This is a genomic window from Mesorhizobium sp. M0659 (assembly GCF_040320605.1).
Lineage (GTDB): Bacteria > Pseudomonadota > Alphaproteobacteria > Rhizobiales > Rhizobiaceae > Mesorhizobium.
Genome location: NZ_JAMYPY010000004.1, coordinates 417,910 through 431,137 on the forward strand (window position 1 = coordinate 417,910; position 13,228 = coordinate 431,137).

Genomic DNA, 13,228 nt, shown 5'->3' on the forward strand with positions numbered 1-13,228 from the left:
CCCTGTCGAACCGTGACCTAAGGTAAGGAGAAAGCGGTGTTTTCCAGCTTTTGCTTCTGTTGCAACCGCAGGTTTTTGTTATGGTGCGCACGGGCCGACGCCGGAGGGACGGCGGCAGCGCGGTCCGTCATGACAAGGAGGGTCGAATGCTGAAAGAATTCCAGGAATTCATTTCCAAAGGAAATGTGATGGACCTTGCGGTCGGCGTCATCATCGGCGCGGCCTTCAGCAAGATCGTCGATTCTCTTGTCAATGACATCATCATGCCTTTCATCGGCGCACTTGGTGGCGTCGACTTTTCCAACTACTTCATAGGCCTCTCATCAACAGTGCATTCGACCAATCTTGCCGACGCGCGTAAGGAAGGCGCGGTGTTCGCCTACGGCAATTTTATCACCGTGGCGCTGAATTTCGTCATCCTGGCTTTCATCATCTTCCTTATGGTCAAGGCCGTGAACAACATGCGCAAGCGGCTCGAGCGCGAGAAGCCGGCCGCACCTGCGGCTCCGCCGCCGGCTGACGTCGCACTGCTCACCGAAATTCGCGATCTCCTCGCCAGGAAATAGACAAGGCCAGATTTCTGGACCAAAACCCCGGTCGTTCGCGGCCGGGGTTTTCTGTTGCCGCATCTGCTAAGAGCATCCGCCAATGCATGTCGCCCACAAGTGCGCAGCGGTTCTGGATAATGACATGCATCAAAGCAGACATCAAAACGGACCTGTTCATGACCCTGATCGATAGCTTGCGCGCCGAAGCGGTGGCCGCCCCCGAAAGCGGCATTGTCGCCGTCGTCAATTACGGCCGTACGCGCGAGGGCATGATCCCGCTCTGGGCCGGTGAAGGCGATTTGCCGACGCCTGCCTTCATTTCGGAAGCCGCCGCCAAGGGGCTCGCCAATGGCGAGACATTCTATACCTGGCAGAAAGGCATTCCGGAGCTGAGGCAAGCGCTTTCTCGCTACTATGCCAGGCATTTCGGCAAGAGCTTCGCCGAAGAGGAATTCATCGCCACCGGTTCCGGCATGCATGCCATTCAGTTGGCATTAGCCGCGGTCGCCGGCAGCGGCGACGAGGTGGTCTATCTCTCCCCGGCCTGGCCGAATTTCGCTGCCGCCGCCGGTATTTCCAGCGCTACCCCGGTTGCGGTCACGCTCGACCAGTCGGGCAATGGCTGGTCCTGCGATGTCGACAAGATTGCGGCTGCGGTGACGCCGCGCACCAAGGCGCTGTTCGTCAACACGCCATCGAACCCCACCGGCTGGACGGCCGATAAGGAAACGCTGCAGGCGATCCTGAATCTCGCCCGCCAAAAGGGTCTGTGGATCATCGCCGACGAGATCTATTCGCTGTTCCACTACGGCCACGGCCGTGCGCCGTCCTTCCTCGACATTTCGACCGCGGAAGACCGCATCCTGTTCGTCAACTCCTTTTCCAAGAACTGGGCGATGACCGGCTGGCGCGTCGGCTGGATCAAGACCCATCCCGAGCTGCAGCAGGTGTTCGAGAATCTGATCCAGTATTCGACCTCAGGCGTCGCCCAGTTCATGCAGCGCGGCGCCGTCGCGGCGCTGGACCACGGTGATGCCTTCATCGTCGAGCAGGTGGAGCGCGCCAGGAAAGCGCGCGACCTGGTCTGCGATATTCTCGGCGCAACCGGCAAAGCGCGCTTCACCGTGCCGCAAGGCGCGTTCTATTTGTTTTTCACGGTCGACGGCATCACCGATCCACGCCGGGCTGCTTTCGACATCGTCGACAAGGCCAATGTCGGCCTGGCGCCGGGCACCGCCTTCGGCCCTGGCGGAGAGGCGTTTTTGCGCCTGTGCTTCCACCGCCGCCTCGACCAGCTCGAGGAAGCGGCACATCGCTTGGCGGGATGGATGAGGACGGTTTGAGATAAATGGGCGGCGGCTTCAGCCGCCCGACTTCGGCACCAGCAGCGGCACAATCCGGTCGCTCTTGGCGACAGTGGGCCGTCCGGCGGAGCCGTAGGGAATGCCGAGCGCATCCCATGTCTCGATCAGCGCGTCCTGAAGTCCCGCAATCAGCGCATCGGTATGGAACGGCGTCGGGGTGATGCGCAGCCGCTCGGTGCCGCGCGGCACGGTCGGATAGTTGATCGGCTGGATGTAGATGCCGTGCACGCCGAGCAGACGGTCGCTGGCCATCTTGCAGAGTTCGGGGTCACCGACCAGCACCGGCACGATGTGTGTCGGCGATTCCATCACCGGCAGGCCGGCTGCAGACAGAACCTCCTTGGTCCGCGACGCTTGGCGCTGTTGCGCATCGCGCTCGGCTTGCGACCGCTTGAGGTGGCGGATGGACGTGGTGGCGGCGGCGGCGACGGCCGGCGGCAGCGCCGTGGTGAAGATGAAGCCCGGCGCATAGGAGCGCACCGCGTCGATGATGGCGCTGTTGCCGGCGATATAGCCGCCCAGCGTGCCGAACGCCTTGGCCAGCGTGCCTTCGATGATGTCGATGCGGTCGGCCAGCCCCTCGCGCTCGGTGATGCCGCCGCCGCGCGGTCCGTACATGCCGACGGCATGGACCTCGTCAATATAGGTCATGGCGTTGTAGCGTTCGGCCAGTTCGACGATCTGCTTGATCGGCGCGATGTCGCCATCCATCGAATAGACGCTCTCGAACACGATCAGCTTGGCGCGTTCGCGGCCCGACACCTGCAGCAGGCTTTCGAGATGCGCGACGTCGTTGTGGCGGAAAATCTTCTTTTCGGCGCCCGAGCGCCGTACGCCTTCGATCATCGAGGCATGGTTGAGCTCGTCCGAAATGATCAGGCAATTGGGCAAAAGCCGCGCAATGGTCGAGATCGAGGCCTCGTTGGAGACGAAGCCGGAGGTGAAGACCAGCGCCGCTTCCTTGTCGTGCAGGTCGGCCAGTTCCAACTCGAGCTCGACGAGCGGGTTCGAGGTGCCGGAAATGTTGCGGGTGCCGCCGGCGCCCGAACCCATCTTGCCGGCCGCGTTCTGGAACGCGGCAATGACATCGGGGTTCTGGCCCATGCCGAGATAGTCGTTGGAGCACCAGACGGTGATTTCCTCGGCGCGACCGTTTGAACGCCAGATGGCGCGCGGAAACTTGCCGACAATGCGCTCGAGATCGGCGAAAACCCGGTAGCGCCGCTCGGCGTGGAGCTGGTCGATCGCTTCCTCGAAGAACCGCTGATAGTTCATGTCGCCTTCCCAGTTTTGCGCGGGATCATAATCGTTGGCCCATTCGTCGTCCACCGGGCCGTTTTGGTCAAAATGCCACGCCCCAAGCCTGTTCCTAACGATGCCAGATCGTGGCCTATTCCCTTGATGTGGATCAATTTTGTTTCCGTACGATGCCACAGGCCGGTGAGACTGTTACGGATTTAACATTCAGGCGTTTCTAATGGCCTTGCCGCAGGCTTTCCAGTAAGGCGGTGATTGAGACAGTTTCCGATAAATCATGAGTAAAAGAGGACGCGGATGACGGTTTTGGTAACGGGCGGCGCCGGCTATATCGGCAGCCACATGGTCTGGGAACTGCTGGATGCCGGCGAGAGCGTCGTCGTTCTCGACCGCCTTTCCACGGGCTTCGAATGGGCGGTAGCGCCGGAAGCCAAGCTTGTCGTCGGCGATGTCGCCGATAGGGAATTGGTCGGCCAGATCATCCGGGATAACAAGGTCGACGCGATCATCCACTTCGCCGGTTCCATCGTGGTGCCGGAATCGGTTGCCGATCCGCTCGCCTATTACGAGAACAACACCTCCAAGACCCGCACGCTGATCGAAACCGCCGTGCGCGAGGGCGTGCCGCATTTCATTTTCTCCTCGACCGCCGCCGTCTATGGCGGCGCCGGCCTGGAGCCGGTGCGCGAGGATGCCCGCCTGGCGCCGGAATCGCCCTACGGCCTGTCCAAGCTGATGAGCGAATGGATGCTGCGCGATGCAGCGCTTGCGCATCCCTTGCGCTACACGGCGCTTCGCTACTTCAACGTCGCCGGCGCCGATCCCAGGGGCCGGACGGGGCAGTCGACGCCTGGCGCCACGCATCTGATCAAGGTCGCCTGCGAGACCGCGCTCGGCAAACGCCCATTCATGCAGGTGTTCGGCACCGATTATCCGACGCCGGACGGCACCTGCATGCGCGATTATATCCATGTCAGCGACCTGGCCGCGGCCCACAGGCTGGCGCTGCAGCGCCTGCGCGCCGGCGGCGGCAGCCTCGTCGCCAATTGCGGCTACAGCCACGGCTATTCGGTGCTCGAGGTCATCGACAGCGTGCGGCGCGCCTTCGGCCGGGATTTCGAGGTCAAGATGGGCGACCGGCGCCCCGGCGACGCCGCCGCCGTGGTTGCCAATTCGGACCTTGCACGCGCCGAACTCGGCTGGACCCCGCAACGCGACGACCTCGACCAGATCGTCGCCGATGCGCTCGCCTGGGAGCGTATCCTCACCGGCAAGAACTCCGCGCGAGGCTGAGCCGGGCACTTCCGAGGGCTCGCAAGGCGCGCGGCGAAGCGCTATTGAAGCAATGGCGGTGCGGCGTGGAGGCGCTGTGCCGCGAAGAGGGGGTGGCATGAAGATAACGGTGCTTGGAGCCGGTGTTGTCGGCACCGCGGCCGCGTATTATCTGGCCGCCGACGGCCATGAGGTCACCGTTATCGAGCGCCATCCGGCGCCGGCGCGCGGCACCAGCCAGTCCAATGCCGGTCTGGTGTCGCCGGGCGACGCCACCGCCTGGGCCTCGCCAGCGGCGCTGAAGACCTTCCTGCGCGCGCTCTGGAACCATGATCTCGGCATCAAGGTCAGGCTGCGCTTCGATCCTTATTTCCTCGCCTGGAGCCTGCGCTTCCTGCGCCAGTGCACGGTGGCGCGCCTGCGCGCCAACAGCCAGGTCAAACTGCGCCTGGCGCTCTATTCGCGCGACTGCATCAACGCGCTCTCCGACGCCACCGGCATCCGCTATGACGAGCGCAAGAAGGGCATTCTTTATTTCTTCCGCTCGCAGCACAGCCTCGACACCGGCACCGACAACTACCAGTTTCTGGCGAAGCATGGCCTGCCGATCGAGATCGTCGGCCGCGACCGGCTGGTCGAACTGGAACCCGGCCTTGCCGGCGTCAAGGAAAAAATTGCCGGCGGCGTTTATTCGCCAATCGACCAGACCGGGGATTCCAGGATATTCGTCGACGGGCTCGCCGCCTATGCCGCCGAAAAGCTCGGCGTCAGATTCCTGTTCGACACCACGGTCGAGGGGCTCGACATAGAGGGCGACTGGGTGCGTGCGGTCATGACATCGGCCGGCCCGGTGACGGGCGACGCCGTCGTCATCGCCATGGGCCCCGAGAGCGGCCTGATCGGTCGCCGCTACGGTATCGACCTGCCCGTCTATCCGGTTAAAGGCTATAGCGCGACCATCCCGCTGGAGGACGAGAGCAAGGGACCGACCATGGGCGGCGCCGACGAGGACCGGCTGGTTGGTTACTCCAGGCTCGGAAACCGCCTGCGCATGTCCTCGACAGCCGAGTTCACCGGCTTCGACCGCAGCTTCAAGCCCAGCGACTTCAAGTCTATGCTGAGCACCGGCAAAGACCTTTTCCCTGGCGCTTTCGACGAGAAGAAGGCGCTGTTGTGGGCAGGTCTGCGGCCGATGATGCCCAACTCGGTGCCGGTCATCGGCAAGGCGAAATACAAGAACCTTTACCTCGACACTGGGCATGGCCATGTCGGCTGGACGATGGCCTGCGGCTCGGGCAAGTTCCTGGCCGACCTCGTCGCCGGCCGCAAGCCGGAGATCGACCCCCAAGGGCTGGTCTACGGGAATTGAGGGAGCTCTAGTCGTCGTGTTGGCATCGAGTCCATTCGCCGTGCACCCATTCGGCAAGCCATCCGCGCTCAAGCTGGCCAATCTGTGCCAAGTTTTCCTGCCTGGAGGTCAAATGGCCGAGACCGATAACTTCGAAATCTCCACAGTCCGCGGGATGATCATGTTCGCCGCAGGTCAGTTGCCACTCACCATCGAAATGATGAACGACCAGCGTCACCGGCCTCTCCGATCGAAAGACGTGCCCACATACAATTGCTCTGGTTTCCAACATTGAGGCCGTCACTGCGCAAAGTTTGACAAATATCGTACGACGATCTGGAAGATGCATCTGGCTGACAGATTCTACAAACCCTGAGTGACGAAATGTCGGGACCGCAAGTCGCTATCGACCTTGGCCGCATCGAGCGCAACGCCCGCACCATCGTCGAGCGCTGCGCGCTGTCCGGCATCAAGGTGTTCGGAGTTACGAAGGGCACATGCGGCATGCCGCAAGTGGCGCGGGCCATGCTGCGCGGCGGTGTTGCCGGCATCGCGGAATCGCGCTTCGAAAACATCCGCCGGCTGCGCGACAGCGGCATCAATGCGCCGGTCATGCTGCTGCGCAGCCCGCCCATGGCGCGCGTAGAGGAGGTCGTGCGCACCGTCGACATCAGCCTGCAGTCGGAACTGACCACCATCCGCGAGATATCGCGCATTGCCGAGCGCATGGGCCGCGTCCACGATATCATGCTGATGATCGATCTCGGCGATCTCCGCGAAGGCATCTGGCCAAGCGACCTGATCCCCACCGTCGAGCAGATCCTACAATTCAAGGGCGTGCGCATCGCCGGCATCGGCACCAATCTCGGCTGCTTCGGCGCCATAATGCCGACGCCGGAGAACCTTGGCCAACTCGTCGCCCATGCCTACAAAACCGAGCGCCTGTCCGGCAAAAGCCTCGACTTCATTTCCGGCGGCGCCTCGTCATCGCTGACGCTGCTGCTCGAAGGCAAGCTGCCGCCCGGCATCAACAATCTGCGCGTGGGCGAGGCGATCCTGCAAGGCGGTGTCGAAACCTTTCGCGACGTGCCGTGGCCCGAACTCGAACCCGATGCCTGCCGGCTGACCAGCGACATCATCGAGGTCAAACTCAAGCCTTCGCGGCCGATCGGCACATCCGGCTACGACGCCTTCGGCAACCAGCCGGTCTTCGCCGACGAGGGCGACCGGCTGCGCGCCATCGCCAATATAGGCCGCGAGGACGTGCTGGTCGAAGGGCTGACGCCGATCGCCAAGGGGGTGAGGGTGCTCGGCGCTTCCAGCGACCATCTGCTGCTCGATGTGCAGGATGCCGATCCGCGACCTACCGTCGGCGACCGTGTCGCCTTCCGCATGAATTATGGCGCCATGCTTCTGGCGATGACGTCGGAATATGTCGAGAAGGCCCCTATGCACGACGTCGCGGATTTCTCCGGCCGCAAGATGGTGTCGATCTCGGCCGAACCGGAATCCGGCGGGATTATCGCCCGCGAGGGAACCGGCGCGCGTCTGGAGGCGATGAATTTCGACGTGGTCGAACTCGCCGACGTCGAGCGGCCGCCCTCGGGCTTGATCCGGCTCGCTGCCGGCGCCGATCGCCGTATCGCCCACAAGGCGCTGACCGCAACGGCGCGCGCGACGCATTCCTTCGGCCTGATCTGGATCGATTCCCTCGCCGCCCTGATGCCCGAGGACGAGGAGGCCAAAGACATGCCTGAAGTCTCGGTGCTGGCCCGCGCGCTCGGTCTCGATCACAAGCCCTGCGCACTGCAGCCGCAGCTGTCGCCGGAAAATGTCGTCATCGTGGGCCTGCGCCATGCTGATCCGGCGGAGGCAAGGGTGCTCAAGGATTCGCGTGTCTCGGCCTTCACCATGACCGACATCGACGCCATGGGCATGCGCGACCTCATGCATGAGGCGATCCGCATCGCGACGTCGGGCACGCAGGGCTTTCACGTCAGCTATTCGCCGACGGCGACCGAATTTACCGGCTGGGCTGCGGGCTCGGGCGGGCTGACGGTGCGCGAGACGCATCAGGCAATGGAGGCGATCTCGCTGTCCGGCGGTCTGCTGTCGATGGATGTTTCCGGGCTGACCGCCGGTCTGGAGCCGCGGATCGGCGCCGACGCCGTCAACTTCGTCATGTCGGCCTTTGGGAAGCGGATTTTGTGATCAGCCTTGCGCGTCGACTGCCGCGCGCCACGCGGTGACATAGGCCGCCCAGACCGGGTCGGTCTGCGGCTCAATTCTTTCGCCCTTGCCGTGCGTCACTGGCTGATCGGATGCGAGCAGTGCCGCGCCGATGCTGGTGCCGGTGGCCGCCTCGGAGGCGATGACGATGCGCGCGGTCGCTGCCGCCAGCATGCCGACAAAGAGCCGGTTGCGAGCAAACGGTCCTTCCACGGTGGTCGGGCCGTCGGCGCCGATCAGCTCGAGGCAGGTCGCCGTCATCATCGCCAGATAGAAGGAAATGGCGGCGAACCGCTCGCCTTTGCTGATGCCGTCGGCATCAAGCCATTCCGCGGCATGGTGCGGGAACGGTCCCGATCCCTGCTGCGTAGAAGGTAAAAGCAGCATTTTTCCGGTCAGAACGGCCAGCACCTCGCTGCCGCTGCAGTCCTGCGGCTTGTCCTTGGTCAGCTGGGAAAACTCGCGGCCACCCATGAACCGCGCCGAGGGGACGGGAGCGCCAAGCGCGCTGACATTGACCAGCGTGTCGCGCGCAGCATCGAGCGCAATCTCTCTGCCGCCGACCGCCATCGATACCACCCAGGTGCCGGTCGAGACGACCGAGAAGGGCGGCTCGTCGGACAGAAGATGCGGCAATAGGGAGGCGTTGGAATCGTGCAGGCCACAGAATACCGGGGTCTGCGGATCGAGCCCGGTGCGCGCGGCAAGCGCCGGCAGGATCGGGCCGAGCTGGTCCCTGGCCGGCCGCACCGGCGCCATCAGCCTGCGCCAATCCAGCCTGTCGACCATCGAGGAAAAGTCCGCCTCCCAAGGGCTCCACAGATCGGTGTGGCAGCCGAGCGAGGTCACCTCGTTGGCGGCAACGCCGGTCAGGCGCAGCGCCCAGTATTGCGGATACATCAGCATCGCGGCGGCCTTGGCGAATTCGGTGGGGAAACGCTTCTCAAGCCAGAAGAATTGCGCGCCGAGATTGAGACCGACCGGCAGGCGCGGTGTACCGGTTTCGGCGAAGGGCGGACGAACAGCATCATACTCCGCCGCCAACCTGTCGGGGCCATCGAACTCATAGTCTAGGACAGGCAGCACCAGCTCGCCCGAGGCGTCGACCAGCACGCCGGTCGCACCATGCGTGGTGATCGAAATCGCGTCGATACGCTGTTCGCGGTCGAGGCTGGCAAGGCTGTTGAGGATAAACGTCCACAGCGCCTCGACATCGTGATGCGGATAGGGCGCTTGTCGCAGCGGCGCGTTCGCCATGCGGCGCAACCCCACCTCGCTCAGCGTGACGAAATCGACCAGCGCCACCTTGGCGTTGGTCTTGCCGATGTCGATGACGGCGATGTGGCGCAGCGCACTCATGCCATATGGAACATTGTTTCCAGGGGGATGGCCACCGGTTGGTTGTCCGGCCTGGTCTCCATGATGTCGGCCATGTGCGCCCACCAGCGCTGCATCACCGGATGCTTCGGCAGGTCGGCCATGCCATGGTCGTCCCGCCGCCACAGCACGCCGAACAGGATGTTGGTGTCTTCATCGAGATGGATCGAATAATCGGCGACGCCGGCCTCTCTCAGCAGCGCCGCCAGCTCCGGCCAGATCTCATCGTGGCGCTTTTTGTACTCGGCTTTCATGCCGGGTTTGAGCTGCATCTTGAAGGCGTATTTCTCAGGCATCAGCTGTTACCGCGCAGCCGCCGCCAGACGATCGGCAGTGCGATGACGACGATCAAGAGCAGGCCGATGAAGATCGACATGACGATGCCGGGCACGTTGAGCAGGCCGAGCCCGAAGGTCACCAGCCCCATGATGAAGGCGGCGAGCACGACGCCAACAATGCTGCCGGAGCCGCCCAGAATGCTGACGCCGCCCAGCACCACCATGGTGATGACCTCTAGCTCATAGCCCTGCGCGATCGACGGCCGCGTCGAGCCGAGCCGCGAGGTGATCAGCACCGAGGCGATGCCCGCCATCAGTCCGGTCATGCAAAACAGGATGAATTTGATGCGGCCGACGCGAACGCCGGAAAACTGTGCCGCGACCGGATTGTTGCCGATGGCAAAGACACGGCGGCCGAAGCTGGTGCGATGCAGCAGGAACCAGTAGGCGACGGCCGCGAGGAGGAAGAGCACCAGTTCGAACGACACCACCCACCAGACGTAACCCTGGCCGAAGAAGGCGAAGCTCTCGGTATAGCCCTTGTAGGCCTGGTCACCGAGGATGATGAAGGCAATGCCGCGAAACAGGCTCATCGTGCCGATGGTAACGACGATGGACGGCAGGCCGAGCCTCGTCACCAACAGCCCGTTGAAGGCGCCGCAACCGAGCCCGACGACGATGCCGATAGCCACCAGCACCGGCGTGTCCGCGCCGGCCTGTACCGCCATGCCCATCATGGTCGAGGCGAGCGCGATGATGGCGGCGACCGACAGGTCGATCTCGCCCGAAATGATCAGCAGCGCCATGGCGAAGGCGATCAGGCCTTTCTCGGTGAAATTGAAGGTCAGGTCCGACAGCGAATAGGCATCGAGGAAATAGGGCGATGCGAAGCTGTTGATGGCGAAGATGGCGACCGCCACGACGACCAGCAGCGCTTCCCAGGAAAAGATCGCTGAAGAGAGCGGCTTGTCGAGCCGGTCGGGAATGTGGCGCGGGGCGGGGGTGTCGGTCATGCCGCCTCCGCCTTCCTCAGAATGATCCGCCCCTGCTGGCGTTCGCCGCGCGCGTTGAGCACGACGGCCAGGATGATGGCGCTGCCTGAAATCGCCATCTGCCAGAAGGGCGAGATGTTGATCACCGGCAGTGCGTTGGAGATGATGCCGAGGAACAGCGCCCCTAACACCGCGCCCCCGACCGAGCCGATGCCGCCGGCAATCGAAATGCCGCCGATGACGCAGGCGGCGATGATATTGAGTTCATAGCCATTGGCGACCTCGACCGAGGCGATGACATAACGAGAAATCCAGAGATAACCGGCGAGCCCGCCGATCATGCCGGAAATGCAGAAGACGATGAATTTGGTTCGGCCGACATCGATGCCGGCATAGACCGACGCCGTCGGGTTGACGCCGATGGCATAGATCGAACGGCCAAGCGCGGTTCGCGTCATCACCACGAAGAACAGCGCGATGACCAGTATGGCGATCCAGGACAGAACCGGAATGCCCAGGAAAGCTGCGCGCTGGAAGCCGATGAAGTCCGGGCTCATCTTGTCGGCATTGACCCAGGCGCCGCCGGAGAGGACGAAGGTGGCGCCGCGATAGATGGTGAGCGTGCCCAATGTCACCACGATCGAAGGGATGTTCAGCCGCCACACCAGCAGGCCGTTGATGGCGCCGAGCACCAGTCCGACGGCCAGCGCAATGACGATCAGCAGCGGGATCGGGATCGCCGGATGCGCGGCGTTCAGCATCGCCACCACCATGCCGGTGAAGCACAGGCTGGAGGCCATCGACAGGTCGATCGAGCGGGTCAGGATGACGACCATCTGTCCCAGCGCCAGGATCATCAGGATCGAGGTGTCGTTGAACACCTGGGCGAGATTGCCGGGGTCGGCAAAGGCCGGGAAGCGCGTCGAGATCAGAGCAATCAAAGCGACGATCGCCGCTGCCAGCCAGATCTCGCGGAATTTCAGGAGAGCCTTCATGCCGCGATCCCCGCTGCCGTCCGGACCAGCGTTTCGGCGTCCAGCCCCTTATTATCGTAGACCGCCGCAACCAGCCCTTCGCGCATGACGACGACGCGGTCGGACATGCCCAGAATCTCCGGCAGTTCCGACGACACCATGATCACCGACAGGCCCTGCGCGACGAGCTCGGCCATGAAGCCGTGCACGGCGGCCTTGGAGCCGATGTCGATGCCCTTGGTCGGCTCATCCAGGATGATCACCTTGGGCGCCGTCGCCAGCCATTTGGCGATGACGATCTTCTGCTGGTTGCCGCCCGACAGCGTGCCGACATCCTGGCTCAGCGACGAGGCGCGCAGGTCTAGCCGCTCGGTGTAGGAGCGGGCGAGCGCGAATTCTTCCGACAATCGCAGCAGGCCGGATTTGGAGGTGCGCTTCAGCGAAGGCAGCGAGACATTCTGGAAGATCGGCAGGCCGATCACCACGCCCTGCTTGCCGCGCTCTTCCGGCACATAGACGATGCCGGCTTCGATGGAATCCGCCGCCGATTTCGGCGTGATCGTCTTGCCTTCCAGCGTGATCGTTCCACCCGATATGCGGGTGATGCCCGATATCGCCTGCATCACCTCTGACCGCCCGGCGCCGACAAGACCGTAGAAACCGAGGATCTCGCCCTTGTGCAGTTCGAAGCCGATGTCGTTGAATTCGGTCGGGTGCGAAAGGCCAGCGACCGACAGCACCGGCGCGCCGATCTCGGCCTTGCGTTGCGGAAAGATGTGATCGACCGAGCGGCCGACCATCATGCGCACGATCTGGCTCTGGCCGGTATCCTTGATAAGGCCCTCGCCAACCATCTCGCCGTCGCGGAACACGGTGTAGCGATCGGCGATCCGATAGATCTCGTCGAACTTGTGGCTGATGAACAGGATCGCCTTGCCTTCCTCCTTGAGGAATTCGATCAGCAGGAAAAGCTCCTCGATCTCCTTCATCGAAAGGGCTGCGGTCGGCTCATCCATGATGACGATCTGCGCATCGATCGACATCGCGCGAGCAACCGCTACCAGATGCTTGTTGGCGATGCCGAGGTCTTTCAGCCGCGCATCGGCGTTGATATGGCCGGCATGCATGGTGTCGAGCACTTCGCGCGCGTGTTTTCGCATGGTGCGCCAGTCGATGGTGCCTAGCCGCGTGCGCGGCGCATGGCCGAGAAAAATGTTTTCGGCGACGCTCAGATCGTCGAACAGCACGGTTTCCTGATGAATGGCGGTGACGCCGTGGCCGAAGGCGGCATGCGCGCTGGGCAGGGTGACGGCCTGGCCGTCAATGCTGATCGTGCCGGCGTCGGGCTGGTAGATGCCGGTCATGATCTTGACCAGCGTCGACTTGCCGGCACCGTTTTCACCGATCAGCGCCGTAACCTGGCCGGGGTAAAGCGACAGGCTGACATTGTGCAGCGCGCGCACGCCGGGAAAGCTTTTGGAGACGCCGGACAGCGTCAGGCGCGGGGCAGGACCCGTGGGCTCCTCCTTCGCAATGCCGTGCTGGGCTGTCGTGTCCATATCCGTATCAAGCCCTGAAACAAGGTCCGT

Annotated in this window: 12 protein-coding genes; 5 read left to right on the forward strand and 7 right to left on the reverse strand. The window is 63.3% G+C overall.

Going from position 1 to position 13,228, the window contains the following annotated elements:
• Positions 1-146 precede the first annotated feature (146 nt).
• Positions 147-566, forward strand: a complete 420-nt coding sequence (gene mscL, locus NKI31_RS09595) for a large conductance mechanosensitive channel protein MscL (RefSeq protein WP_023681933.1) — start codon at positions 147-149, stop codon at positions 564-566.
• Positions 567-724: 158 nt separating this feature from the next.
• Positions 725-1,891: a pyridoxal phosphate-dependent aminotransferase gene (locus NKI31_RS09600; RefSeq protein ID WP_023818773.1), complete on the forward strand. Its 1,167-nt coding sequence runs from the start codon at positions 725-727 to the stop codon at positions 1,889-1,891.
• An 18-nt stretch (positions 1,892-1,909) separates the two neighbouring features.
• Here NKI31_RS09600 and hemA read toward each other — a convergent pair whose 3' ends face one another.
• A complete protein-coding gene (gene hemA, locus NKI31_RS09605; RefSeq protein WP_352651360.1) occupies positions 1,910-3,187 on the reverse strand; it encodes a 5-aminolevulinate synthase in 1,278 nt (425 codons plus the stop codon).
• A 279-nt stretch (positions 3,188-3,466) separates the two neighbouring features.
• Between hemA and galE the strand changes: the two genes are divergently transcribed.
• Positions 3,467-4,462, forward strand: coding sequence for a UDP-glucose 4-epimerase GalE (galE, locus tag NKI31_RS09610; RefSeq protein ID WP_023669652.1), 996 nt, complete (start codon positions 3,467-3,469; stop codon positions 4,460-4,462).
• Positions 4,463-4,559: 97 nt separating this feature from the next.
• Entirely contained in the window at positions 4,560-5,810 is a 1,251-nt protein-coding gene (locus NKI31_RS09615) for a D-amino acid dehydrogenase (RefSeq protein WP_352651362.1), read from the forward strand.
• Between the two features lie 7 nt (positions 5,811-5,817).
• Here NKI31_RS09615 and NKI31_RS09620 read toward each other — a convergent pair whose 3' ends face one another.
• Positions 5,818-6,027 (reverse strand): hypothetical protein, encoded by a 210-nt coding sequence (locus tag NKI31_RS09620; protein ID WP_031203497.1) that lies wholly within the window; start codon positions 6,025-6,027, stop codon positions 5,818-5,820.
• 146 nt (positions 6,028-6,173) lie between these two features.
• On the opposite strand from NKI31_RS09620, the gene NKI31_RS09625 reads away from it, so the two are divergent.
• Positions 6,174-8,000 carry an alanine racemase gene (locus tag NKI31_RS09625; protein ID WP_352651365.1) on the forward strand — a complete coding sequence of 609 codons (1,827 nt, stop codon included), beginning with the start codon at positions 6,174-6,176 and terminating at the stop codon, positions 7,998-8,000.
• Here the strand turns inward: NKI31_RS09625 and NKI31_RS09630 are convergent, their stop codons facing one another.
• The 5 genes from NKI31_RS09630 to NKI31_RS09650 are packed head-to-tail and all read right to left on the reverse strand — an operon-like array spanning position 8,001 to position 13,198.
• Positions 8,001-9,377, reverse strand: coding sequence for an FGGY-family carbohydrate kinase (locus NKI31_RS09630; protein WP_352651367.1), 1,377 nt, complete (start codon positions 9,375-9,377; stop codon positions 8,001-8,003).
• The gene (gene rhaM / locus NKI31_RS09635) at positions 9,374-9,691 is read right to left on the reverse strand and encodes an L-rhamnose mutarotase (RefSeq protein WP_352651369.1); all 318 of its coding nucleotides are present in this window, start codon (positions 9,689-9,691) and stop codon (positions 9,374-9,376) included. The genes NKI31_RS09630 and rhaM overlap by 4 nt, the downstream gene beginning before the upstream one ends.
• Positions 9,691-10,686: an ABC transporter permease gene (locus tag NKI31_RS09640; protein WP_352651371.1), complete on the reverse strand. Its 996-nt coding sequence runs from the start codon at positions 10,684-10,686 to the stop codon at positions 9,691-9,693. Before NKI31_RS09640 ends, rhaM begins: the two co-directional genes overlap by 1 nt.
• Entirely contained in the window at positions 10,683-11,660 is a 978-nt protein-coding gene (locus tag NKI31_RS09645; protein WP_352651373.1) for an ABC transporter permease, read from the reverse strand. The genes NKI31_RS09640 and NKI31_RS09645 overlap by 4 nt, the downstream gene beginning before the upstream one ends.
• Positions 11,657-13,198, reverse strand: a complete 1,542-nt coding sequence (locus NKI31_RS09650; RefSeq protein ID WP_023708171.1) for a sugar ABC transporter ATP-binding protein — start codon at positions 13,196-13,198, stop codon at positions 11,657-11,659. The genes NKI31_RS09645 and NKI31_RS09650 overlap by 4 nt, the downstream gene beginning before the upstream one ends.
• Between the last annotated feature and the right edge of the window lie 30 nt (positions 13,199-13,228).